Below are 25,277 nucleotides of genomic sequence, written 5' to 3'. Positions count from 1 at the left end.
TTTAGAAATAGATACATATTAACGGCAAAAATATGTTATTTTGGGGTTAAGTTTAGGTTTTCTAAATTTTTCCGAAGAGGACGATGGAGATCAAGAAATCATTATTTGATAATTTACAGAATTTTTTTGGCTTTGATAATTTCAAAGGCGAGCAAGAAGCGATAATCACCAACATAATACAGAAAAAAGACACATTTGTAATAATGCCAACGGGCGGAGGTAAATCAATATGTTACCAATTGCCCGCGTTGATGAGTGAAGGAACGGCTATAGTTATATCGCCGCTTATCGCCCTGATGAAAAATCAGGTGGACCAATTGAGGGGGTTCGGGGGGACAGAAAGCATCGCACACTTCTTAAACTCTTCATTAAATAAATCTGAAATAGCAAAAGTTAAACATGATGTACTTAGCGGCGAAACGAAGTTACTTTACGTTGCGCCAGAGTCATTATCCAAGCAGGAGAACATCGATTTTCTCCGGCTTATCACGATATCTTTTGTGGCGGTGGATGAAGCCCACTGTATATCGGAGTGGGGGCACGATTTCAGGCCTGAGTACAGAAAAATCAGACAGGTCATCAGTAACATAGGTGACCAGATCCCGATTATTGCACTTACGGCAACTGCTACTCCAAAGGTACAGCAGGACATTATTAAAAACCTGCAAATGACTGATTCGACGCTGTTTAAGTCATCTTTCAACCGTCATAATCTTTATTATGAGGTGCGACCGAAACGGAACGTCGTTAAAGAAATTATAAGATTTATTAAGTCGCATACCGGAAAGTCGGGTATCGTGTACTGTCTCAGCCGGAAGAAGGTTGAAGAAATATCTGAGGCGTTAAAGCTTAACGGCATAAAGGCATTGCCCTATCATGCGGGCCTGGATCCAAAAACCAGGGCCGATACGCAGGACAAATTCCTGATGGAAGATGTCGATGTTATCGTTGCTACTATCGCATTTGGAATGGGTATTGACAAACCGGACGTTCGTTATGTGATCCACCACGACATACCCAAAAGTATGGAAGGTTACTATCAGGAGACTGGCAGGGCCGGCAGAGATGGTGGTGAGGGTGTCTGTGTTGCTTTCTATTCTGAAAAGGATATCGACAAGCTGGCTAAGTTTATGAAAGATAAGCCAGTCTCTGAACGGGAGATCGGTACGCAGATCCTGAAGGAGGTAATTGATTATGCGGAGTCGGCCGTGTGCCGGAGAAAGCAGATCTTGCACTATTTTGGGGAAAACTTTGATGAGGCCGGTTGCGGATCTATGTGTGACAATTGCAGGGCGGAGCGTACCCATTTTGACGCGACAGAGAAGCTTAGAAGTACGCTGATCATGATTCGTGAGTTAGGGGAGAAGTTCGATGACATTCACCTTCTGAATATTCTCATGGGTATTGATACCTCTCAGGTCAGCGCTTATCAGCATAACAAGCTTCCTTATTTCGGAAGCGGAAAGGCAGATGGCTTGCTTTTCTGGAAGTCCTTATTGCGCCAGGCACTTCTCAACAACTACTTGTCAAAAGATATAGATAACTATGGCCTGCTGCGACTGACCAAATCAGGCAGTGGCTTCATTGATAGCCCTCATTTTCTTAAGTTTGTGATGAACCGGGAACTGGGATCCATGGATGATGATTTTGATGATACCGATCAGCAAGCTGCCGGGACTATTGACACCGAGCTTTTCAAGATGCTTAAAGATCTTTGTAAGAAGGTGGGCATAGAAAAGAACCTGCCTGCGTATGTCATATTCTCAGATCCTTCATTAGAGGAAATGTGTATCCACTATCCAGTGTCTATTGAGGAGCTTAAGCAGATTCAAGGAGTAGGTGCCGGAAAAGCGGTTAGGTATGGCCCACCGTTCGTGAAACTGATCAGCAAATATGTCGAGGAAAATGAGATAGACAGGCCGGTAGACCTGATCATAAAAAGTGCTGCAAACAAGTCTGCCCTCAAAGTTTCAATCATACAAAATATAGATCGGCATATCGCCCTTGAGGATATCGCATCTTCAAAAGGTATATCCTACGAAGATATCCTGCGGGAGGTCGAGTCCATCGTCAATTCGGGCACCAAGCTTAACTTGAATTATTACATAGATGAGATGATCGATGAGGACCGGCAGGATGAGGCTTTTGACTACTTCCGGTCATCCGAAGTGGATTCAATAGACATCGCATTGAAGGAACTTGGATCCGACGACTACACTCGTGAGGAGCTGCAGCTCATGCGAATTAAATTTTTATCAGAATTAGGAAACTAATGATTAATCAAATTCCAGGTATCAAACATACCGATACCAATAACTTTTTCCTTATGGCTGGTCCCTGCGCTATTGAAGGGGAGGAGATGGCCCTGAAGATAGCTGAGCGGATTGTTAATATCACCGACAGGCTGGGCATTCCCTTTATCTTCAAAGGTTCATACAGGAAAGCAAACAGATCGAGAGTGGATTCTTTTACCGGAATAGGTGATGAGAAAGCACTCAAGATATTGGCCAAGGTGGGCAATGAGTTCGGTATTCCCACCGTTACCGACATTCATGAAAGCAATGAGGCAGCAATGGCTGCCTGCTATGTTGATGTGTTGCAGATTCCTGCGTTCCTGTGCCGTCAGACCGATCTGCTCGTTGCTGCCGCTAAAACAGGTAAGTTTATCAATATCAAGAAAGGGCAGTTCTTATCTGCAAGCTCAATGTCCTTCGCTGTAGAGAAGGTCAGGGATTCTGGCAACTCACAAGTAATTCTCACAGACAGAGGAAATACATTTGGGTACCAGGATCTCATCGTTGATTTTAGGGGGATTCCCGAAATGCGCTCTTTTGACGTCCCTGTTGTGATGGATTGTACGCATTCTCTTCAACAGCCAAACCAACCGAATGGCGTTACTGGCGGTAAGCCCGGACTGATTGAAACCATCGCTAAGGCGGCAATTGCCGTGGGAGCAGACGGGCTGTTCATTGAAACCCATCCTGATCCTCTGAACGCAAAGTCAGATGGTGCTAATATGCTCCACTTGGATTCTTTGGAGCAACTTCTCGAGAAACTTCTACGGATCAGGCAGGCACTGTAAGCCATCCTTCCCGCAAATGATAAAATATTTGATATCAGCTTTAACCTTAATAAAGTACATTACATATGACAGAGGAAATTCTGGCGAAATATGATCTGGTTATCGGACTTGAAATCCATGCGCAGCTCTTAACAAACAGCAAGATCTTCTCATCGGATCCTGCATCTTTCGGTGCCGGTCCTAATGAGCACACCAGCATTATCTCGGTTGGCTTACCCGGAACACTGCCAAAGATCAATGAAAAGGTGGTGGCCTACGCAGTAAAAATGGGATGGGCAACGAATTGCACTATTAATAAGTACAACCGCTTTGACCGCAAAAACTATTTCTATGCCGATCTTCCGAAGGGGTATCAGATTACACAGGACGAGATTCCTGTCTGTCAGCGGGGATACATAACCATCAGGTTAAAGGACGGGACGGAAAAAGACATCCGGATCAACCGGATCCACATGGAAGAGGATGCGGGTAAAAGCATGCACGACAAAGACAGTACATACTCGCTGATCGATCTGAACAGAGCTGGTGTTCCGCTTATAGAAATCGTTTCCGAACCTGATCTGAGATCTGCAGAAGAAGCAGCAGCTTATATGTCGGAAATTCGTAAGATCGTCAGGTACCTGGGCGTTTGCGATGGTAATATGGAGGAGGGGAGCTTACGCTGTGATGCCAATATCTCCGTTAGACCCAAGGGCTCTGAAGAATACGGAGCCAGATGCGAAGTCAAGAATCTTAATTCCATCCGCAACCTGCAAAGGGCCATCAACTACGAATTCAAAAGACAGGTGAAGCTGGTTGAGCGAGGAGAACATATCGACCAAAATACCCTGAATTTCGACGCAGCAACCGGAATAACGTCCGTTCTGCGTTCGAAAGAAATGGCAAACGACTACCGGTATTTTCCTGAGCCCGACCTCCCGCCTTTAGAATTATCCGAGGAATGGATCCAGCAGCTTAAAAGCGAGCTTCCGGAGCTGCCTGAACAAAGAATCAAGAGATATTCAGATGAGTTCTCGCTGTCCCATTACGACGCTTCTCTATTAACATCGGATAAGACGGTAGCCGACTTCTTTGAACAACTTGTTACGCAGACACCTTACTATAAAGCCGCTGCTAACTGGATAAACGGTCCGCTTCAGTCGTATGTTAACGAGAATGGGAAAGATTTCTCCGTTCTAGAGTCGTATGTGACACCAATCGCAGAAATATTGTCGCTTGTGGAGTCTTCCAAGATCAACAATACAGCCGCTGTCCAGCAATTGTTCCCTGCACTTGTTTCAGGAAGCGACAAGTCAGTTAGTCAGCTTGTACAGGAGCTCAACCTGATCATCGACACTGATGACAGCGAACTCATTGGATTCGTAGATGAGGCAGTTGCAAAGTATCCTGCCAAGGTGTCTGAATACCATAAAGGCAAAAAGGGCGTTTTAGGTTTATTCATGGGTGAGATCATGAAGATCTCAAAGGGTAAGATAGATCCCAAAGCTGCGAACAAACTTCTTTTAGAAAAATTAGAATCTTTAAAGTGAATAGAATAGTAGTACTCCTCGTTGCCTTAAGCCTGGTTGCATCTGCATGCCAGAATAAAACGGCCTTTACAATCGACGGTACCCTTCGGAATGCAGGAAACCTCAACAAAGTACGAATCTTCAAAGGGAATGATCTTGTCGATTCCGCCGTCGTAAATGAAAAGGGGGAGTTCCGGTTCCGCGTTCCTTCTCCGGAGCCTGATTTCTTTTATATCGTCGCTGATGCGAAAAACTATTTGCTACTTGCGCAGAATGGTGACAAGCTCAAGTTTAGTGCGGACTATGCCAGTTCTGTAGGCGATTATGAAATTGAAGGTTCCTCAGATGCTGAAAAACTCAAAGAACTTAACAAAATAAATGGCAAATACGGGAAGGTGTTTATCGATCTGAAGACTGAGTTTGACCGGCGCTCGTCCGCTAACCCAGGTGATCGCGAAGCGCTCATGCAGGAATTCAGTCCGAAGTTTGATGATAATATGAAAGCTTTTAGTATTGAGGTCCTTTCTTTTGCAGAAGAAAATAAAGATAATCTTGCGGGTTTTTATGCCATGAGTATGCTCGATCAGGTAGAATATGAGGAACCGCTTTTAGCCTATGCTCAAAATTTGAAAGATAAGTTTCCAGGCAATAAGCCGGTGCAAGACTTCATAGCCAAGATGAATAAGGTTAAACCAATCGCCAAGGGTCAGCCGGCTATTGATTTCCAGGGGACGGCACCTAGCGGGCACATCGTGAAACTGTCGGACTTTAAAGGGAAATATGTCTTGCTCGACTTTTGGGCGTCGTGGTGCGTGCCGTGCCGACAAGAGAACCCCAATATCGTCAAGCAATACCATGCTTTTAAAGACAAAAACTTTACGGTGTTTGGCGTTTCGCTGGACGGCGACAGGGCCGATTGGATAAAAGCAATCGAAGCTGATAAGCTGGATTGGCCTCACGTTTCCGAGCTTAATCAATGGAACAGCGAGGCTGCCAGGCAATATCAGGTTTCAGCTATCCCTGCCTCGTTCCTGATAGATCCTTCGGGAAAAATCATCGCCAAGAACCTGCGTGGCGGGGCACTTGAAGAATTCCTGAAAAAAACATTAAATTGAGCTCAAGAACTTGTTAAGATATCTGTCCTGTTAACAATAACTTAATATTGTATTAACTTTGAGGTATCCTATTCCTGCTACATTAGCGCTGTAATCGAAAATCATGAGTTCAAAACAAAAAATTCTAATCGTTGATGACGAGCCAGACATCCGGGAGCTAATAGAATATAATCTCAAAAAGGAAGGCTATTTGGTTTACACAGCCAGTAACGGTCAGGAGGGAATTAACGAGGCAAAGCGGGTTCATCCGGACCTTATCATCCTCGATGTGATGATGCCAAAGATGGACGGTATCGAAGCTTGCCGGATTATGCGGTCAATGAACGACTTTAAGTCTACGTTCATGGTATTTCTTACTGCCCGTAGCGAAGAATATTCAGAAATAGCAGGGTTTAACGTAGGTGCAGACGATTACATCGCTAAACCTATTAAATCCCGCGCGCTCGTTAGTCGCATAAATGCTATTCTCAGGAGAAACAATCAAACCGAAGATATCGTAGAGAATAAGATTGAAATAGGTGATCTTGTTATAGACCGCGAAACTTATCTCGTTTATCAGCGGGGAGAGCGTATTTCTCTTGCTAAAAAAGAGTTTGAACTGCTTTATTTACTTGCTTCGAAGCCCGGAAAAGTCTATACCAGAGAGGTGATTTTGAAGAATATTTGGGAAGACTCTGTAGTTGTTACAAACCGTACCATAGATGTACATATCCGCAAGGTTCGCGAGAAATTGGGTGATAACTACATATCGACAGTTAAAGGTGTAGGTTATAAATTTGATATTTAAAACGCAATGATCAAGCATGAGATCATCAGCTGTGAACGCTGTTCTGCACGGATCGAATGCAGATCGAATGCCTATACCAGGTGTCAATGCAGTGCAGTGCAGTTAACTCCTGATGAAATTGAGTTTATCGGCGAGAGCCATGAGGGATGTCTATGCGCTTCCTGTTTACTTGAGCTGAGGAAGGTCTACCAGAAGGCACAATTGGGGTTAGGAGCATAACCGTCAAAATACCTTAAAAAGAAAAGCCGGATAAAATAATTATCCGGCTTTTTGCTATCTGTAAAACAGAAAATATCTTACTTAGCCTGAGCTTCGATCTGAGCAAGAACAGCATTGTTCTTAGCAACCTGGCTAGAAGCAGATTCCTGAGAGCGGCTTCCTACCTCAATATTACGGCCAATCTTTAGAAATTGAACTTCAAGGCGTGAAACCGTTTTGTTTTTTCTATCTTTTCTCTTTAAACGTGTAACTCCCATTGTCTTTTTTTTAATTTTTTTAATTCCTGTGAGGTCGGAAGCGGATTCGAACCGCTGTAGAAGGTTTTGCAGACCTCTGCCTAGCCACTCGGCCATCCGACCCTTTTGTAGGGAGTGCAAAAATAATAATTTATTGGTACCCCACAACAATTATTTACAAAGAATTTATAAACCTCTCCTTTTTATTTCCGAACAAATTATAGATGCTGAAACCGCGACATTCAGCGATTCTGCATTGCCAAACTTGGGAATTGTGATCGTATCGGTTATCAGCTCTATGACGCCATTTGAAATTCCTTTGCCCTCATTACCCAAGACAATCAGCCCCGGCCGGTCAAATTTAGCCGTATAAACGGACTCTCCCTCTAACAACGCACCGTATACAGGCAATTGCAGCTCCTGGATGAAGGACGGAAGGTTTACATAGTGCACAGCCATCCTGGACAGAGATCCCATAGACGCCTGTACCACCTTCGGATTAAACGCCTCGACGGTATCTTCTGAGCAAACGATCTGTGAGAAGCCAAACCAGTCTGCCGTTCGTATGATCGTGCCAAGATTCCCAGGGTCTTGGATCCCATCAAGGATTAAAGTATACTTATCGAGAAAACTTTCTGATCTTATGGGGGTTTTCTCAGGAATCCTTATAATTGCAAGGGCATCCTGAGGCGTATTAAGCGTGCTGATCTTTTTAAGCTCCGGTTCGCTTATTTCATGTAGTTTAATGCTGGGGGACAAGTCGTTAAACTTTTTAAGGGATGAACCTGAGCAATAAATTGAATCTACCTGATATTTCGAATTAATGAATTCAGAAATCGATTTAATGCCTTCTACCAGAAAGAGACCCTGGTCTTTTCTGTTTTTTTTTAAGTGTAATGCATTTACAAAACTGATTTGAGATTTTGAAAGCATATAAAGATTACGTTGTTGTTTTATTGGGTGCAAGTATACTGTTTTTAACAGTTATTTTATCAGGATGTTCCGCCACCAGGTATCTGAACGATGACCAGGCACTCGTTAAGGATGTTAAGCTTAAGGGGATCAATAAGGACTTTTCCGAGGACGCATACCAGTACGTACAGCAAGAGATAAGACCCAATTCGAGAATAAACCTCGCCCTTTACAATATGTTTAACACCAGCAATGGCAGATACAGGGCTGATCGTATCAAGAACATTGGGGAAGCGCCACGGCTACTCGACAGCTCATTGGTAGACATCTCAAGTCGCGAAATACAGAAATTTCTTGCCTATAAAAGCTTTTTTAACGCAGCGGTTACCAGCGAGATAAGGGTGAAGAATAAAAAGGCCTATATCACCTTTCTGGCAGTGCCGGGTCCTTCTTTTAAGGTCCGTAATGTAAATCACGCTATATCGGATAGTGCGGTACGCGACTTGTACCTCAAAAATCGCGAAAGCTTCAGCAGGCTTCATGCCGGAAATCGTTACGATGTCGACTCCATTATGTATGAGATCAATAGCATATTTACCTTGATGAAGTCTAACGGGTATTATGACTTCTTAAAGCCGTATATACATGTTGATGCAGACAGTACGCTGCTTTCGAGTCAGGTAGATCTGAAACTGAATGTATACAATCCTCCGGGAAAGGTGGCTCATAAGGTCTATCATTTGAAGAACACCACCATTGATATCAAAAACAGCAATATCCGTTTTGGCAGAAGAGCACCGGATAGCGCTATAGTGGATTCGCAATATTACTTCAAAGATTACTCACACCGATTCAAATTCGATAAGTTGACCCGGTATATCTTTATAAATAAGGGAGAAAAGTATAGTGTAGCGAATGAAAACCTGACCTATGACCGCTTATATGAGCTGAACGTATTCCGCAATATTAAGATAGAATACGAGAAAGATCCTGATAGCAGCCATCTGAATGCGCGAATGGAGATTACTCCCTTAAAAAGAAACAGCAACAGAGTAGAAGGGGAGTATACATTTAACTCAGGCAGGAATGGATTTAATATCGGAAATACCTATACGAACCGAAACTTGTTTGGAGGGGCTGAGCGCCTCGATATTAAATTCCGTTACGGTATCCTGTTCGATTCCAGGGATAAAAAACTTTTTAGCCGCATTTTTAACCGGGACATACAGATTGGCGCCAATCTGATTATTCCCCGTATAGTTGCGCCGTTCCACGTAAGAGAAAACTACAGGGCCGGGCTCCCTCATACTACTATTTCCAGTAGTATGCAGATCTTTGATCAGCCAGGTGCATTTAGAAACAGGTTGTTCATTAATTCCATAAGTTACGACTGGACGCAGAGTAAGAGCCGATTGCACAGCTTTACACCAATCAACATCGAGTATAGGGATGGAAGGCTTGATGCGGCATTTAAAGACAGCCTGTACAAAAGTGGAAACTTGCTATACGTGCAAACGAATGACCGCCGCTTTCTCAACATCGGTTCACAGTATAATTTTACTTTGAATGCGCAGAAACTCAATACCTACGACAATTTTTTTTACTTCAGAGGTTTTTTTGACATAGGCGGCAATTCATTAGGACTGCTGGCGAACGTTTTCCGCTTTCATCAGGATGAAAATGGCTTTCGCACCTTTATGGGTCTGCCATATCTTCAATATGCAAAGACGGAAGTCGACTTAAGGTTTTATAAATCGCTTGGCGGTGAGCGGCAATTTGTCGCGAGAATCAACCCTGGAGTGGCACTGCCGTACGGTAACTCCGACGCACTGCCGTTTGAGCGCAATTTCTACGCGGGTGGATCCAGCGGAGTGAGAGCATGGCAGGCGAGAACGCTTGGTCCCGGGAACTACAACAGAAGTATTATAAAAGATGAGGAAACCAGAAAAAACCTGACTTACCTGGATCAGTTTGGCGAGATCAAATTCGAGGGAAATCTGGAATACAGATTCAAACTTATGAACAATTTCTTTGGGTCTAAGCTCAAAGGAGCAACGTTTGTGGATTATGGAAATGTTTGGAGATTAGATGATAAAGCGAATGTTCCCGGAGGACGGTTTGAGTTCGACAAGTTCTTCGATCAGCTTGCTCTCGGTGCAGGTGCAGGTTTACGCTTTGATCTTCAGTATTTTGTGTTCCGGTTCGATGTGGGAGCCAAGATTAAGGATCCACAGTTCACCGGATCAGACAATTGGGTCATCAGACACTTGTTTAGCAGCGAAGCCAGAAAAGATTTCAAGGACGAGTATATCCAAACCAATTCTCCGGATAGATACCGCTTCCTTCAGTATAATTTCGGCATCGGAATGCCCTTTTAACTCGGTCCCTCCATTTCTTGATTATAGCAGTGCATTTTTCAGTCCATCAAATATCGTCTCGAAGATGGTAGGTATTCCAAGACCCTGATTGGAATTAAACACCAACAGCAAAATCAGAATAATAACGGCGAAAACAATAAACTTCCGGAATATCCCGGCGATGACTACCAGGACGAGGGGGATGATAATCAGCATCATCCAGTTGATCTTGATAGGATTGATTCCCGCCTCCTTCTTCAGAACATAGTAAAGCTTGGCAGGAGTCGAGGTTTCATTCTTATGCTTCAGGTATACAAAGGTCGATTTCTCAATTTGCTGAGGGGCAATGGCAACCCCTTCATTAAATTTAAGTTCCTGCCTGAAACCGTTGATCGTGAAAACAAAAGTTCCGTTGACTGTTTCTTTAGGCACCTCGTTCTCGTCGGCGGCTATGATGGCCAGCTTATCATTTTTCAGGAGGTTTTCTTTAACGATGAAATTTGTTATGGAGTCGGTTCCTGACTGCGCACTGCCGTCCAAACCTGTCAAAACGAATAGTATAGAAAGTAATAGTACTTTAAATTTAGTTATCATTTGCTGCGGATAAGCCAGCGCAAATATAAACAGCCCTGTTCATAAATAAGAAGAGCCCTCAAACATATTTGAGGGCTCGTAAGAAATTAATCATTAAATTAAAAAGAGTCTATCCAGCAGGTCTAAAAAGCATAACCTACGGAGAAGGAAAGAACACGGTTTGTTGTTTTTCCATTATCACCGTCTCCGTTCGGACGAAGATCGGACAGACCAAGGCCGTAACCGGCACCAATGTTAAAACCACTGTTTAATTGAAAGCCTGCAAGGAAGTTAACACCAAAGTCAGTTCCTTTGTAGTCGTCGCCATTGTCAGATCCGAATTCAAGATCTCTCTTTGTTTCGCCTTCAGATCCGAAGAAACTTCCAGACTGCTTTCTTTCACCCGAGATGGCAAATGCCGCATAAGGGCCGGCTCCAAGGTAGAAGTTTGTACCAGTCATTCCCAATGGTATCTTACCAACCAGATTCACAGGAATTTCAGCATACATAGTATTGTCTTTTCGTTCGCCATTGACATTTGATCCGCCCCAGGTTTGCTTACCACCTTTTCCCTGTAAAGAGATACCCGGTTGGACAGACAAGCCATTGGCTACCGGAACATCAGCATAACCCGTTACGCTGAAATTGGTTGCTGACTCCGATTCGAAGTCGTCGCCATTTGAGTTATTAACATGCAACTTAGGCAAGTTAACACCCACCTTTAATCCATAGGTTACCGGAGGTAAAGACTGTGCAAATGCAGCACCTCCCATTAGGAATCCAGCTGCTAGTAAAGCTATTTTTTTCATGTTTTCTACTTTTTAATTTTTAAGTATGTGATTGGATACAGACAAATCCTACGCCCAAAAGCAATAAAAATTAAAAGTTAGTTAAGAATGAGCGTCTTAGTTAAGATATGGACTATTTGAAGCAAATACACATGTTTTGTTTGCTAGTCATTTCTGTATGGAATACGATACAGATCAAAGTGAACTGGCAGAGAACGTATCGCCCGAACGGATATCCCCTGTCTCATATCCTCGCCTGAACCACCGCATACGCTGCTCCGAAGTTCCGTGAGTAAAAGCGTCCGGGACAACATATCCTTGTGCCTGCATCTGCAGACGATCGTCACCTATCGCATTCGCCGCCTTTAAAGCTTCTTCAATATCTCCGGCCTCCAATAGGTCTTTTCGCTGCGTGTGATGTGCCCAGACGCCTGCCAGATAGTCTGCCTGTAATTCAAGGCGTACGGAAAGGGCGTTCAGTTCCTCATCGCTCACCTTACCACGCATGCGGTCAATCTTATCTGTTGTACCCAGCAAATGCTGAATATGGTGTCCCACTTCGTGCGCAATAACATAAGCCATGGCAAAGTCTCCAGGGGCACCAAAACGATTCTGTAGCTCTTGATAGAAACTTAGGTCGATATATACTTTGCTGTCAGCCGGACAATAGAAAGGACCTGTAGATGAACTCGCCGCCCCACATCCCGATCTGACCTGGCCACTAAACAGGGTGAGCACCGGCTTCTCATACTGCAGGTTTTGCGCAGCGAATACACTGTCCCAAACATCCTCTGTTTCGGCAAGCACCACAGCAACAAAGTGAGAGTTTGGGTCATCCTTGATGTCTGTATTCAGCTCGGTTCCCTGAGAGGAGGAACCCATCTGTTGGGCCATACCAATAAACTCAAGTGGATTTTGGCCGGTTAGCACTGCGAACACAACTGCGATAACAGCAGCCAGTCCTCCGCCTATAGCGAGCCCGCCTCCGCCTTTCCTTCTGTCTTCTATATTTCCGCTTTCGCGTCTACCCATCCATTTCATAGTGTTCTCTTTATATTCAGCTGAACAACAGGCTACAGTAATGGTTTGGTTCGGCAGAAAAGTGAGATTTGGCCATTGCCCGCTTGGGGAATATTTTCCCTGATTAATTCTCAGTTAAAGACTGTGAAGCTATTGGGAAGTCCAAAATCCAGAGTGTATAAGCTGAGAATAATGTTGGCACATATGTTGCCTTTATCCTTATATTCACTTAAATATTATATGAAGAGATTTTTACTACTTGCTGTTTCTGTTCTCACCTTAACAGCTGTATCATGCAAGAAGGATAGTGTGACGTCAGAGGGGGGCTCGAAATCTACCGACGAAATAATCGTGCCTTCTTCATTTGATTGGGGAACCTCCAGAGATGTTAATTTCAGCATCTCAGTGACTGACGCCCGTTTTGCAAACAAAATTCATGTCGTATCAATTTATGCAGGTAATCCGGAAGCGGGTGCTGAATTGCTCTCTAAAGGAAGCGCGACCTTGACCAGTTCTTTTAATACAAGGATTTATCTACCAACTGCGCTTTCAGAGGTTTACATTGTCAAAACAGCTCCTGACGGTTCCAAAGTCACCAGTAAGGCGGTTATAACTTCTACAGAGGTATCACTTGCAGTAGGGGCTACCTCAGCAGTTACGTCAATGAAGAAACTCTCTTCCACGGGCTTCACAGCCTCTGCGGTACCGGAAACAAGCCCTGACTGCGCATCCGGGGCAGGAGTAACTGTTATCTCCTCTTTTAGTTCAGATTTTAACGCTCAGAACAACGGGATTTACTCCATTACGGCAAGTAACGTGAACTTGAAAGTTGGCTGGGGGCCGCATAGCGGAACACTCTATATCTGCGGAAAAAACGTGACACTGTCAGGCGGTACCATGAATGGATTAAATATCATTATCACCGGTACAGGAAGTGCTACTATCAACAGCGTGCAATGGGATGCCGCAGCTTCTATTAAAAACTTCGGCGACCTCACCATTAATTCCACACAGTGGAGTACCCAGATCATCGGCAACTTCTACAACACAGGAACTGTAACCGCAGAATATCTTACACTGAAAAGCGGTACTGCAACCAATTTTGGAACAATAACCTCCAGTAAAGGAATCTGGGCAGATGTTCAAAGCATCTTCAATAATCATGGTACGGTCAATTCATTAGGTACCTTTAATGCGGAGAATGGTGCTCACGTTTCCAACTATAGTGCACTTAAAATCAACGGGGCATTCACCATCGGAGCAAATCCATCCAGGTTTGACAATTTCGGATCATTCATCAGCTCAACGGGCAAAATAACCATGAACTCCTCTGCCGTTATCAGCAATTCAGGAACTTTTATTGCAGAAAAATCACACCTCGAATTTGCGGGTCAGTTCACTAATGACGGGGAGATGAAAGTCATGAGTCTGACTGCCCAGAGCGGAACTTTCTCCAACAGATGTAAGCTTATTGTATTAACTGACTTCTTATTGAACGGAGCAACGATGAATAATGAATCCTTCATCGACGTCAAAGGTAACACAGAGATGAATTCTGCCATGTCATTAACCGCAAAGGCCATGTTCAGAACAAATAATCTGCTTGGTACTACGCAAACGGTGAGTGGTCCTGTAAACGGTACCGAATGGGCATTGTTCAGGGTGACCGGAACTTCAGCAGACGCAGTTAATAATGCTGGAGGCATCTTTACCGGTCTTGTACTGTATTGTGACAGCAAAAGAACATTAGACGCCAGACATTTCAGCAATTCAGCGAAAAACGGCTGTGATATCTATATTCCGGCGAATGAATGCAGTGAAGGATATGGCGTTGATCCTAACCCTTCATTGCCTGATACAGATGAAGATGGCGTCATAGACGTCGAAGATGACTATCCTGCAGATCCAACCAGGGCATACAAAAGCCGCCAGTTTAACTATGATCAAGGTGGTTCTACCATAGCATTCGAAGATAAATGGCCTTACCAGGGAGACTATGACATGAATGACGTTGTCATTAGCTACCGTTACGAAATAGGAACAAGTGCGTCTAACAAGGTTGTGTCTGTAGATGCCAGCTTCAAGCTGATAGCCACCGGCGGAGAATACAAAAATGGAGCAGGTATCCAATTCAATATTCCAAAGGACAATCTGGTGAGTATTTCCGGTGCTGAAGCCGAAGCAAATCAAGATAGTCTGGTTGTTATTCTCTTCAAAAACAGCCGTGAGGAGCAGGGAAACTGGAATACCTCTAAGACTACAATAGCCGACAGTAAATCATACACTGTGGCGTTCAGAATAAAGAATGGTCCAACCATCGAGCGATTTGGAGTGGGCAACTATAACCTGTTTATCTGGAATAATACAGGAGGCTTTGGTCGCGGATACGAAACGCATCTCCCGGGACGTCAGCCGACGAAACTTGCCGACCGCTCTCTGTTTGGTACTGGAGATGATAACACCTCCGCGAGCAAGCCATACTACAGCAAGACAGGAATGACATGGGCACTTGAGATACCGGTTTCAAGTTTCGCTTATCCTCTCGAAAAAACGGATATCACCCTAGCATATCGGAAGTTTGCCGACTGGGCCAGGTCTGGTGGGAAAGTAGAGACTGAGTGGTATAAAATAGCCACCGCCGATTACCTCAACCAGGAGTTGATCTTCAAAAAATAATACTTACTAAATTTTATCTCTTTGATGCCCCTCGCGATTCCGCAAGGGGCATTTTTTGTACGCAAGGCATAACGATCAGTGCTGATCTGAAAACAAAGGCCCGATTCTGCGGAGCATATATAGCTTAAATACAGAGGCCACACGCTAAAAAGGCAATCGTCTTAACCTGGAAAAACCTGGTCTTTGTCATTTAAGAAGCTGGACCAGTTTCATCATACTTCACCAGTTTTACTTTTAAATCTTTTAAAAAGTTTATAAATTTCAAACCAAAGTACCGATACAACGGCTATCAGGGATGCTGTTGCTAATTCCGATATACTTAAGTCGGTAACACCGAAGAAACCAGCTAAAGGAGTATAGAGTATAGCAAAAAGTAAAGCCACCGTCAGACCGATAACCAGCGGGAATAGTGGATTTCTGTTCTTGAAACTATCGAATATGCTGTAAAAGAAGGAACGGTTAGCCAGGCTGAGCAAGATATTGGAGATAACCAGCGTAGTAAAGACCATGGCTCTTGTTTTCTCTTCGCTTCCTCCATGGTGAATAGTCCACTGATAAGAAAACAATACGCCAGCAGTAATAAGCAGGCCCTGTACGATGCTGATGCTTAATTCCCGCAGGTTCAAAAAAGTATCTGTCATCGTCCTGGGAGGCTGCTGCATCGTGTTCTTCTCCATGGGTTCGTTCTCATAGACAATAGAACAAGTAGGCCCCATCACCAATTCGAGGAATATAACGTGCACAGGCGTAAATATCTGTGGGAACACCCATCCCAGAAATAGAGGCAAGGAAACCGTAAGAATGATCGGTATATGGATGGAAATGATATACTGTATAGCTTTTTTTATATTGGTATAGATTCTTCTTCCGGCAGCGATCCCTATGGTCAATTTTGCCAGATCATCATTGGTAAGAATCAACGAGGCGGCTGCTTTTGCTATCTCTGTACCTTTGTTGCCCATTGCTACACCTATGTGGGCAGCTTTAAGTGCGGGGCCGTCATTTACGCCGTCACCCAACATGGCTACCACTTCCCCTTTCTTCTTCAGTGCGTTCACTACAGCAAGCTTAGCTTCCGGAAACATCCGGGTAAATAGCACAGTACGCTCAGTGACCGGTATCAGTTCTTCCTCAGAATAGCGCATCACATCATTTCCGTTAAGTACTTCAGACGTATTGACGATACCAGCCTGTGTAGCAATACTACGGGTAGTCTCCGCATTATCTCCCGTGATGAGCTTGACCTTGATACCCGCTTCATAAATATGACGGAACACTGCCTGTATCCCTTCTTTCGGAGGGTCATAAAACACCACTAACCCTAAAAATTCAAAATGAAAGTCTTGCTGTTTCTCAGGAAAGTCATATCCTTCGAAGGCCGACTTGGCTACCCCAAGAACTCTGTAACCCTGGTGCCCAAACTTTGCGATAAGTCCTCTCACTTTATTCTTGTCTGAATCGGAAAGAGCAGAAACAGCCAGTATGGCTTCAGGAGCTCCCTTCGCCGCTATAATTCTGCCCTTTGTTGAGCTTTCAAAAAGATGCGTCATCATAGGAGGATTACCTTCCAACGGATATTCATGAAACAAACGGTAATCCGTCCTCTCATCGTTTTTTTGTGTCAGTTCATATACATGGTGGAGTGTTTTTTCCATCGGATCAAACGGAACCGGCTCGCTGCTCCACATCGCGTAATTTATCAGTGTTGCCAGCTCCGGATTTTCAAATTCCCCTTCATCAAAGATCCTGTCAGATGGATAATCATACAGCTGTTTAAGCTGCATCGTATTCTTTGTAATCGTTCCTGTTTTGTCGGTACATATTACCGTTGTGCTGCCGAGCGTTTCCACTATATTGCTCCTTTTTATAATGATGCCCTCTCTCATCAGCTTCCAGGCACCTAGAGCCATAAACGTGGTGAAAGCAACCGGGATCTCTTCTGGAAGCACACACATAGCCATAGTAAGACCGTTTAGCAGGCTTTTAATCAGATTCCCGGTCTGAATAAAACTGAAAATCCAAACCATCAGAAAGATGATGATACCGGCTACTGCCATCCATTTTACAAAGTTCCGAATCTGGATTTGTAACGGCGAGCTCTCCTCTTTGATAGATAATATGGATTCGCCGATTTTTCCAATTTGCGTCTGTTTTCCTATCTTCTCCACCTCAAAGACTGCCAGTCCCGAAACAGCAACTGTTCCTTTAAAGATCTGATTGTTGCCAGAATCACTGTTTTTGAATATGGAAAAGCTTTCACCGGTAAGCGATGCTTCATTGACCGAAAAATCATTGCTGTGAACAATTCTGCCATCGGCGTTAATCATCTTCCCTTCCTCCGTTATGCACAAATCACCTACCACAATTTCGTATGTAGGTATCTTAACCACCTTTGTATCTCTGATCACTGTACTTAGAGGCTCATTCAGCTTCTCTAATTCTTCCAGCGCTTTTTTACTGCGGTTATCCTGATAGAAGGAGATAGCGGAAACTGCAACTATCGCAATAAACATAAATAGCGCCTCAGCATAATCACCTACAATAACATAAATGATTGTAATTGCAAAGAGCAAAATCAGCATCGGTTCCTTTAAGATATTAATCAACATATTGAGCAAAGAACTGTTGCTGATGGTGTCCATACTGTTGTAGCCATATCGTTCTCTTGAAGCCCGCACCTCATCTTCTGTCAGACCTCTCAGATGCTTCGGTATGTTATATGTTGTCATACTTATTCGAATTGCTAGTTAAATCTAACTATTTCCAGACAGTTCTAATCTGCGGTATAGATATTGGCTGTAATTTGTCCGGAACAAGATTTGTTTGATCATTCTTCCGCTTTATTCTTTAATGCCATCAATAAAGTATATGCACCTTTTTGGACAATCCTTGCATCTTTCAGTTTCTCTGGCTCCAGGATTTCCGTCCAGCCGTTTCCGCTTAAACCTGTTTTTACATTCATCAGTTCAAACCGGCGACTATCCAGAACTTTGAATACATAATTTTTGCCTTCGAAAGTTAAAATGCTTTCTTCAGGTAATGCATACGATCTGTTATCCGGTATTTCTATCGCTGCATTCATATACAGTCCGGGAATTAGGTAAGCGTCAGCATTGTGGAAACGGACAAGTAGCTCTACTGTCCGTTGCTCTGAGATGTTTTTTCCCGTAAGCATCACTTCCCCTTTATATTTTTTATCTGGATTATGGTTGGTGTAGGCAGTGATCGACTGCCCTATATGTACTTTACCCCAATCCTTTTCAAAAACTTTTAGATTGAGATACAAGTCTTTCAAGCTTATTAATTCGAAAAGAATGTCAGCAGGCGAAACATATTTACCGGTATTGACGAAGATGCGTGAAACATATCCGTCGAAAGGGGCGTAGATCTGGGCGTTCGGCCTGATATTAGTAACCGTAACATCTGCCGGGTTGAAATGAACTAGTCTGAGTTTTCCTTCTAGAGACTGTTTGGAAATGAGAAGTGTTTCATAGTCTGCCTTTGCCTGTTGATACACTTTGTCACTGCTCGCTTTGCTCCGGTTAAGCTCTTTCTGGCGATTGTATTCTGCCAGTGCTTTTTGCAACTGAGCTTTTGCTGTAAGATAATCTTGCTGTAGTTGGATGTACTGGTTATCTTCTATAACGGCAATGACATCTCCCTTTCTGAAGTGCATACCGGGTAGCAGGCGCGTCGATCTTATATACCCTCCAAGTGCACTGCTTACAGAGACGAGATTTTGTGGAGGAACATCAATCTCTCCGCTTAGCTTCAGAGTATGCGAAATCGTATGCTCTTGTAAATTCACAAAAGAAAATGCCGAAGATTCCACTTGCTGCCGGGAGAGCCGCAAGATGTTTTCCTTTCCTTCCGATACTGTTTTTTTTGTTATGTTCTTTTCGTTTCCGCAACTTAACAAGAAGAGCGAAACAAGGATGACTACTATATTTTTCATTGTTGTTTTATCTTGAGACTAGATATTGAATGTCAATAATACCCTGGTTTAGCTGCGAAACAGCGTTGAAGTAGTCGCTCTGAATCTGCATAGACTGATTGTTCAGCATTACCCAGTCCAGATAGTTGATTTCTCCGCTATCGAACTGCTCCTGGGCTGTATTGAACATTTGCTTTGCCGCAGGGAGCAGTTTTCGGTTGTAGGCTTCAACGATCACAAGCTGAGCCTGATGCCGTTGTATAGCGGTGTTATATTTTGCCATCCATTGCGCTTTATGAACGTCCAGTTCGTTCTCGGTAAATCGGATTTTCTGCTGCTCAGCTTTAATGTGTGATTTTTGCGACTTCGAAAAGATCGGGATTCCTACACCCACTTCAATGGAGTTAAAACGACTGGAATTTATGTCCTTTAAGCTTTGGTTAAAATAGCCGAAAGATAAATTAGGAAGTAGTTTTGACTTCTCTAAGCGCACGGATGCCTTAGCCTTCCCGATTTCCCGCGCCGATAACTGGATGCTTGGATGGTGAGATAAATCGTTAAAGGTATCAGGAAAAACCTTCTCCTCCATAACTATATTGCTTCCAACCGGTTCATAACGTATTTTGGTGTTGAGCACCAGTTGCAACTGTATTTTTGCTAGTTCAATGTCATTCGCCAAACCTGTTAATTGCATGGCTATCTGCTCCCGCTGCACTTCTGCTGCTGTTTTTTCCAGCAGATTGCTTTCTCCTTTTTCTAAACGCAACAGGGCTTTTTCGAGAAAACCAACATACATAAAATCCGATTCTTTCAGAATCTTTTCTTTTTCCCGCAGAATCAGAATATGGTAGAACAGCTCTGTAGCGGTCTTCCTGATTTCAATCCTGTTGAGGTCAACCGCAATCACTGTGGAGGCCCATTCTTCATTCAGTAGCTTTTTTTGGTTACGATATACTGTTGGAAATTGGAATGACTGAGAGACTCCGAACTTGTTGTCAGCTGTCCTGCTGTTTATCTGCCCGTATTCAGTTGTGACAGTTGTTTGAGGAATATCATTGCCTGTCAATGTTAGTTTTTGATAATACTCAGCCAGTAAGGTTTTGCTCTTTTGAGACAGATTGTTGGTCAATGCGCTGTCTATGGCTTGATCCAGCGTTATCGTTTGCCCGGAAACAGGCAATTGTATAAGCAATAGTATCACGATAGCCACGGCTTTTTTACCCCATTGCATTTTCGGGAATTTTATGCTTTCCACGTGAACAAATAGAGTAGGGAGCACAAACAGGGTCAGAAAAGTAGCAAACAGTAATCCGCCGATCACTACAGAAGCGAGAGGACGCTGTACCTCTGCTCCAGCTCCGTTGCTAACGGCCATAGGTAAAAATCCCAGTGACGCTACAAACGCCGTCATCAACACGGGGCGTAGCCTCGTCTTCGTCCCTGTCAACGCGATATGAAACAAATCTGTCTCGCCGGCTTTCTTGAGGCGGTTAAATTCAGCTATAAGCACGATTCCATTCAGTACTGCCACGCCAAATAGTGCAATAAAACCGATGCCGGCGCTGATACTGAAAGGCATTCCTCGTGACGCAAGCGAAAATATGCCTCCAATAGCAGATAGCGGAATGGCCGAATAGATTAACAAACTTTCTTTGACCGAGCCAAAAGCAAAAAATAAAAGGATGAATATCAATGCCAGTGAAATAGGAACAGCTATCATCAATCTGTTCGTTGCCTGCGCCAGGTTTTCAAAGGCGCCACCGTACGTGATGTAATAGCCCGGCGAAAGCTTTAGCTGGGCATCGGCTTTTTTCTGCAACTCATTGACAACGCTCTGTACATCGCGTGACCGGACATTAAACCCGATAACGATTCTCCTTTTAGCATCCTCGCGCTGTATTTGTGCCGGACCGTTCTCTATGTTTACGTCAGCTACCTGATATAAGGGGATTTGATTGCCTTCAGGAGCCGGGATAAGCAGATGCCTTATATCTTCGATATTCTCTCTCTGTTTTTCATTCAATCGCAGTACCAGCTCGAATCGTTTTTCACCCTCATACACTTTTCCCGCACTCTGACCAGCGAAAGCGGTGTTAACAACGCTGTTTACATCGGTTATATTCAATCCGAATTGGGCCATACTTGCCCGTTTATATTTCACGATGACTTGAGGGAGACCGGTAACAGGCTCAATATAGAGATCTTGGGCACCTTGTACCGTGTTCACTATCGCAGCAAAGCGGTGAGCATAAGCAGCCAGACTGTCCAGATCTTCGCCAAATATCTTGCATACTACATCTTGTCTTGCTCCTGTCATTAGTTCATTGAAGCGCATCTGGACAGGAAACTGGAAGCCGGTACTGATACCCGGTACGGCCTCCAGCGATTTGCCCATTTTTTCAGCCATCTCCGGAAAAGTTTTGGCAGATGTCCATTCCTTTTTGTCCTTAAGAATAACCATCATATCACTGGCCTCCATGGGCATAGGGTCAGTAGGGACCTCGCCACTTCCGATCTTGGTCACGACCATTTCCACTTCAGGATATTCTGTTTTTAAGATATGGGCAGCTTTTTGGGTGTAATCGATCGTTGTTTGCAGGTTGCTCCCTGTCAAGACTCTGGTATCCACTGCGAAATCACCCTCCTCCAGTGCCGGTATAAACTCTCCACCCAATCTGGACAGAATAAAAATCGCGCATAGAAAGAGAGCAGTGACTATCCCGACAACCGTTTTTGGAAAATGCAGTACTTTCGTAAGTATGGAATGGTGAAGATTTTCCAGCTTCTTCATCATTTTGTCAGATAATGTCGGTTGATGTCTGAGCCTTTTGCTCAATACAAGCGAACTCATCATTGGAATATAGGTCAGCGAAAGAATGAATGCACCAATCAGGGCAAATATGACGGTCTGTGCCATTGGTTTAAACATTTTTCCTTCAATACCCTGCAATGTAAAAATCGGCAGGTAAACGATCAGAATGATAATTTGCCCGAAGACGGCACTTTTGACCATCCTGGTGGCAGAAGAGCCTACCTGTTTGTTCATTTCCTGCTGTGTGATTGTTTGTACCACCGCATATTTTTTGCCCTGATGTAATTGATGAAGCACCGCTTCCACTATAATAACAGCACCATCCACAATCAATCCGAAATCCAGCGCACCAAGGCTCATCAAATTTCCGCTCACGCCAAAAACGTTCATCATGATAATGGCAAAGAGCATAGAAAGTGGAATAACAGATGCTACTAAAATTCCCGCCCGGAAATTCCCAAGAAATAATACCAGTACCAGTACAACGATCAAAGCTCCTTCAGCTAGGTTCTTTTCGATAGTGCCGATAGCATTGCTGACCATCTTCGATCGGTCAAGAAACGGTTCAATGACCACTCCTTCGGGTAAGGCTTTCTGAATGGTGGCGATGCGCGCTTTGACATTCTTAATGACTTCATTGCTATTAGCTCCTTTGAGCATCATGACGACTGCTCCCGCAACTTCGCCCTGATCATTGTATGTCATCGCTCCATATCGGGTCGCGAAACCTGTCTTTACCTCTGCAACATCTCTTAAAAGGATTGGAAGGCCGTCTGCTGTGGATTTTATGGCGATATTGGCGATATCTTCCTCATTGCTAATCAGGCCTTCGCTACGGATATACAACACCGCAGGACCTTTTTCGATATACGCACCACCGGTATTTTGGTTGTTCTTTTCCAGCGCATGAAAGATGTCGTCTATGGTCAGATTTTGCGATTGCAGGATATTAGCGTTGACCGAAATCTCATAGGTTTTCAGTTTACCGCCGAAGCTGCTTACTTCTGCAACACCTTTTACGCCCAGGAGCTGCCTGCGTACAATCCAGTCCTGAATAGTTCGCAATTCGGTGACATCAAAATGATCCTCATACCCTGTTTTCGGACGAACTACATATTGGTAAATTTCACCCAGCCCCGTCGAAATAGGCCCCAGTTCAGGAACCCCGATTCCATCAGGTATTTCATTCTGTATGGATTGCAGGCGTTCTGCGACTTGTTGCCGTGCCCAGTACACATCGGTGTCGTCATCGAACACAATGGTAACCAATGACAGACCAAACCGGGAGAAGCTTCGTATTTCGGTGATACCATTGATGTTGCTGTTAGCTTGCTCTATAGGGAATGTGATCAAACGCTCGATATCCGTAGCGCCAAGTGCCGGAGCTGTTGTAATGACCTGAACCTGATTATTGGTAATATCAGGCTGAGCGTCTATGGGTAATTTTGTGGCTTCGTATAGACCGAAAAATACCAGGACAATGATAAAAAGCCCGGTAATGAGTTTGTTCCGTATGGAAAGCTCAACGATTTTATGTAACATGATTATTTGGTTATTGCTAGTTTTTTATGGAATGGCGCGTTAGAGACCATGCACGGCTGATGGCACAAAGCCTGACGACAAACATGATTAAATGGAACTAGCTAAACGTCAGCTGGCGCGAACGCAATAACAGCAGTTATGCAAACAACACCCGCTGAAGCACTAGCAGGTCCACGAAGAATCACTCAGAAAATTAACAATACTTAGGCGGCTGCCAGATAGAAGAAAGCATACGTGTCTTCACAAAGACATCATCATGCGGTTGTGCCTTTTTCAAATGTAGTGCATCGTGTATTTCTCTTGCCTCAAAAAAATAAGGTGGCGTCACTACGAAACAGAAAAACAAGAGAACGGAGCTGGAAATAAAAGGTAATTTTTGCTCCTGACCCGGATCGTCACGGTGAAGATGCCCCTTTAAATGATGGTTATAATGAAGGGCTAAAAAATGGCTTACTGTAATGTGGGGACTGTGTTCTTTATGTTGGAAATAATGCTCTATTAATACAGGAAACTTTAACAGCTGTGAAAGTTCGGTGGTCGAAACCATGTACACGGTAAGCAGAAATATTACCAGCATCCTTTTCATCGTCGCAAAATTACGAATAATAGAACTTTGCTTAATTTTTTTTGAATAATTAACAAACTACCGTTAAGATATATTGGGTTCGATCCTGACCCCGAAGTGTATTTTCTGCATCGGAACCTGCTATCCATTATTATTACTGGATTTATCTGGGCCTGTTGGTGTGAGATTATTAAATTTTGTCTCAACAGACTGATAATGACCCGTATCACTTGCTTGTTGTTACGCAGATGCTTAAATTTGGTATAAAGAGGAGGCGTTATGATTGAGTTCTTTATATTTTCCATGTGTATAATCTATTTCATGTGGGAATTTAACCATGAATAAGCATACTGCTGCTTAGCGTTGAAGAGGCCATATTCTCTAATTCGGGAGGAAAAACTTAAGTTTGCCCTTTCAATTATTTGAATGCTGGATATTTTATACAGGGACGAGTTTCTCATCGCCGTCAATAAACCCCATGGGCTGTTGGTACACAGGTCTCCCATAGCAATGGATGTACAGGAGTTTGCCCTTCAGATCCTTCGTGACCAAATTAATCACCATGTGAACCCGGTGCATCGCCTTGACAGAAAAACAGGGGGCGTGTTACTATTTGCCCTGCACAAAGAGGCGGAGATCGGAATGCACAAACAGTTCCAGGAAAACAGGGTAAAAAAGAAATACCTTGCCATAGTGAGAGGTCATACCCCTGACCAGGAAGAGATAGATTATCCTTTAAAAAAGGAAAATGGTGCCATTCAGGAAGCACTGACCTTATATAGAACGCTGGAAAGGGCTGAAATTGATGTCGCCCTGGGCGCACACCAGACCTCCAGATATTCATTAGTAGAAGCCTCTCCGCAAACCGGGCGAATGCACCAGCTCCGCAAACACTTCAGTCATATCTTCCATCCAATAATCGGCGATAGAAAGCATGGCTGCAATAAGCAAAACAAACTTTTCAAAGAGACATGGGAGATGACTACGATGTTGTTGCATGCAAGCAGTCTATCTTTCCATCACCCCATGAATCAAAAAGAAGTATTTATTGAAGCCCCCCTTCAACCCGAATTTAAACGTGTTATGGACTTAATGTCGTGGGATATTAGCTCCTATGATGTTCCCCAAGGGATAAAGTTGTAAATTTGTCG

Annotated in this window: 18 protein-coding genes and 1 tRNA gene; 9 read left to right on the top strand and 10 right to left on the bottom strand. The window is 43.8% G+C overall.

The features are described 5' to 3' along the window. Positions 1-83: 83 nt before the first annotated feature. The 6 genes from recQ (at position 84) to ACKI5J_RS18100 (ending at position 6,711) form a co-directional block, all read left to right on the top strand. The gene (recQ, locus tag ACKI5J_RS18125) at positions 84-2,273 is read left to right on the top strand and encodes a DNA helicase RecQ (protein ID WP_407431034.1); all 2,190 of its coding nucleotides are present in this window, start codon (positions 84-86) and stop codon (positions 2,271-2,273) included. Continuing rightward, a complete protein-coding gene (gene kdsA / locus ACKI5J_RS18120) occupies positions 2,273-3,082 on the top strand; it encodes a 3-deoxy-8-phosphooctulonate synthase (RefSeq protein ID WP_407431032.1) in 810 nt (269 codons plus the stop codon). The genes recQ and kdsA overlap by 1 nt, the downstream gene beginning before the upstream one ends. 65 nt (positions 3,083-3,147) lie before the next feature. Further along, the gene (gene gatB, locus ACKI5J_RS18115; RefSeq protein WP_407431030.1) at positions 3,148-4,611 is read left to right on the top strand and encodes an Asp-tRNA(Asn)/Glu-tRNA(Gln) amidotransferase subunit GatB; all 1,464 of its coding nucleotides are present in this window, start codon (positions 3,148-3,150) and stop codon (positions 4,609-4,611) included. Continuing rightward, positions 4,608-5,705 (top strand): redoxin domain-containing protein, encoded by a 1,098-nt coding sequence (locus ACKI5J_RS18110; RefSeq protein WP_407431028.1) that lies wholly within the window; start codon positions 4,608-4,610, stop codon positions 5,703-5,705. Before gatB ends, ACKI5J_RS18110 begins: the two co-directional genes overlap by 4 nt. A gap of 100 nt (positions 5,706-5,805) precedes the next feature. Then, complete coding sequence (locus ACKI5J_RS18105; RefSeq protein ID WP_407431176.1) at positions 5,806-6,492, top strand: response regulator transcription factor; 687 nt, start codon at positions 5,806-5,808, stop codon at positions 6,490-6,492. A 6-nt stretch (positions 6,493-6,498) separates the two neighbouring features. Then, entirely contained in the window at positions 6,499-6,711 is a 213-nt protein-coding gene (locus tag ACKI5J_RS18100; protein ID WP_407431026.1) for a cysteine-rich CWC family protein, read from the top strand. Positions 6,712-6,788: 77 nt separating this feature from the next. On the opposite strand, the gene ACKI5J_RS18095 is transcribed toward ACKI5J_RS18100, so the two are convergent. From ACKI5J_RS18095 to ACKI5J_RS18085, 3 genes are all read right to left on the bottom strand, one after another. Continuing rightward, positions 6,789-6,968, bottom strand: coding sequence for a spore protein (locus tag ACKI5J_RS18095; protein ID WP_106293454.1), 180 nt, complete (start codon positions 6,966-6,968; stop codon positions 6,789-6,791). Positions 6,969-6,999: 31 nt separating this feature from the next. Continuing rightward, positions 7,000-7,070, bottom strand: a tRNA-Cys gene (locus ACKI5J_RS18090). A gap of 63 nt (positions 7,071-7,133) precedes the next feature. After that, positions 7,134-7,880, bottom strand: a complete 747-nt coding sequence (locus tag ACKI5J_RS18085) for a TrmH family RNA methyltransferase (protein ID WP_407431024.1) — start codon at positions 7,878-7,880, stop codon at positions 7,134-7,136. On the opposite strand from ACKI5J_RS18085, the gene ACKI5J_RS18080 reads away from it, so the two are divergent. Beyond that, complete coding sequence (locus tag ACKI5J_RS18080) at positions 7,871-10,237, top strand: BamA/TamA family outer membrane protein (protein WP_407431022.1); 2,367 nt, start codon at positions 7,871-7,873, stop codon at positions 10,235-10,237. The genes ACKI5J_RS18085 and ACKI5J_RS18080 overlap by 10 nt on opposite strands. A gap of 21 nt (positions 10,238-10,258) precedes the next feature. Here the strand turns inward: ACKI5J_RS18080 and ACKI5J_RS18075 are convergent, their stop codons facing one another. From ACKI5J_RS18075 to ACKI5J_RS18065, 3 genes are all read right to left on the bottom strand, one after another. Further along, positions 10,259-10,810, bottom strand: coding sequence for a hypothetical protein (locus tag ACKI5J_RS18075; RefSeq protein ID WP_407431020.1), 552 nt, complete (start codon positions 10,808-10,810; stop codon positions 10,259-10,261). 122 nt (positions 10,811-10,932) lie between these two features. Continuing rightward, complete coding sequence (locus tag ACKI5J_RS18070) at positions 10,933-11,598, bottom strand: outer membrane beta-barrel protein (RefSeq protein WP_407431018.1); 666 nt, start codon at positions 11,596-11,598, stop codon at positions 10,933-10,935. 174 nt (positions 11,599-11,772) lie between these two features. Then, positions 11,773-12,618: a neutral zinc metallopeptidase gene (locus tag ACKI5J_RS18065; RefSeq protein WP_407431016.1), complete on the bottom strand. Its 846-nt coding sequence runs from the start codon at positions 12,616-12,618 to the stop codon at positions 11,773-11,775. Positions 12,619-12,837: 219 nt separating this feature from the next. Here ACKI5J_RS18065 and ACKI5J_RS18060 point away from each other — a divergent pair, with 219 nt between their 5' ends. Continuing rightward, positions 12,838-15,273, top strand: coding sequence for an LruC domain-containing protein (locus tag ACKI5J_RS18060; protein WP_407431014.1), 2,436 nt, complete (start codon positions 12,838-12,840; stop codon positions 15,271-15,273). Between the two features lie 212 nt (positions 15,274-15,485). On the opposite strand, the gene ACKI5J_RS18055 is transcribed toward ACKI5J_RS18060, so the two are convergent. From ACKI5J_RS18055 to ACKI5J_RS18040, 4 genes are all read right to left on the bottom strand, one after another. Beyond that, positions 15,486-18,002 (bottom strand): cation-translocating P-type ATPase, encoded by a 2,517-nt coding sequence (locus ACKI5J_RS18055; RefSeq protein ID WP_407431012.1) that lies wholly within the window; start codon positions 18,000-18,002, stop codon positions 15,486-15,488. Between the two features lie 98 nt (positions 18,003-18,100). Beyond that, positions 18,101-19,228 (bottom strand): efflux RND transporter periplasmic adaptor subunit, encoded by a 1,128-nt coding sequence (locus ACKI5J_RS18050; RefSeq protein ID WP_407431010.1) that lies wholly within the window; start codon positions 19,226-19,228, stop codon positions 18,101-18,103. Positions 19,229-19,235: 7 nt separating this feature from the next. Further along, positions 19,236-23,561, bottom strand: coding sequence for a CusA/CzcA family heavy metal efflux RND transporter (locus tag ACKI5J_RS18045; protein WP_407431008.1), 4,326 nt, complete (start codon positions 23,559-23,561; stop codon positions 19,236-19,238). 193 nt (positions 23,562-23,754) lie between these two features. After that, positions 23,755-24,147, bottom strand: coding sequence for a hypothetical protein (locus tag ACKI5J_RS18040; protein WP_407431006.1), 393 nt, complete (start codon positions 24,145-24,147; stop codon positions 23,755-23,757). A gap of 405 nt (positions 24,148-24,552) precedes the next feature. Between ACKI5J_RS18040 and ACKI5J_RS18035 the strand changes: the two genes are divergently transcribed. Next, the gene (locus ACKI5J_RS18035; RefSeq protein WP_407431004.1) at positions 24,553-25,269 is read left to right on the top strand and encodes a pseudouridine synthase; all 717 of its coding nucleotides are present in this window, start codon (positions 24,553-24,555) and stop codon (positions 25,267-25,269) included. Positions 25,270-25,277: the final 8 nt, after the last annotated feature.

The sequence above is a fragment of the Arcticibacter sp. genome (assembly GCF_045629565.1).
Taxonomy (GTDB): Bacteria; Bacteroidota; Bacteroidia; order Sphingobacteriales; family Sphingobacteriaceae; genus Arcticibacter.
The sequence above is the reverse complement of the archived record's forward strand: the minus strand, read 5'-3'. Positions and strand labels throughout refer to the sequence as shown.

Coding starts and splice junctions, on each gene's coding strand:
- recQ (WP_407431034.1), top strand. CDS start 84: ATGGAGATCAAGAAATCATTATTTGATAATTTACAGAATTTTTTTGGC.
- kdsA (WP_407431032.1), top strand. CDS start 2,273: ATGATTAATCAAATTCCAGGTATCAAACATACCGATACCAATAACTTT.
- gatB (WP_407431030.1), top strand. CDS start 3,148: ATGACAGAGGAAATTCTGGCGAAATATGATCTGGTTATCGGACTTGAA.
- ACKI5J_RS18100 (WP_407431026.1), top strand. CDS start 6,499: ATGATCAAGCATGAGATCATCAGCTGTGAACGCTGTTCTGCACGGATC.
- ACKI5J_RS18095 (WP_106293454.1), bottom strand. CDS start 6,968: ATGGGAGTTACACGTTTAAAGAGAAAAGATAGAAAAAACAAAACGGTT.
- ACKI5J_RS18085 (WP_407431024.1), bottom strand. CDS start 7,880: ATGCTTTCAAAATCTCAAATCAGTTTTGTAAATGCATTACACTTAAAA.
- ACKI5J_RS18075 (WP_407431020.1), bottom strand. CDS start 10,810: ATGATAACTAAATTTAAAGTACTATTACTTTCTATACTATTCGTTTTG.
- ACKI5J_RS18070 (WP_407431018.1), bottom strand. CDS start 11,598: ATGAAAAAAATAGCTTTACTAGCAGCTGGATTCCTAATGGGAGGTGCT.
- ACKI5J_RS18065 (WP_407431016.1), bottom strand. CDS start 12,618: ATGAAATGGATGGGTAGACGCGAAAGCGGAAATATAGAAGACAGAAGG.
- ACKI5J_RS18060 (WP_407431014.1), top strand. CDS start 12,838: ATGAAGAGATTTTTACTACTTGCTGTTTCTGTTCTCACCTTAACAGCT.
- ACKI5J_RS18055 (WP_407431012.1), bottom strand. CDS start 18,002: ATGACAACATATAACATACCGAAGCATCTGAGAGGTCTGACAGAAGAT.
- ACKI5J_RS18050 (WP_407431010.1), bottom strand. CDS start 19,228: ATGAAAAATATAGTAGTCATCCTTGTTTCGCTCTTCTTGTTAAGTTGC.
- ACKI5J_RS18045 (WP_407431008.1), bottom strand. CDS start 23,561: ATGTTACATAAAATCGTTGAGCTTTCCATACGGAACAAACTCATTACC.
- ACKI5J_RS18040 (WP_407431006.1), bottom strand. CDS start 24,147: ATGAAAAGGATGCTGGTAATATTTCTGCTTACCGTGTACATGGTTTCG.
- ACKI5J_RS18035 (WP_407431004.1), top strand. CDS start 24,553: ATGCTGGATATTTTATACAGGGACGAGTTTCTCATCGCCGTCAATAAA.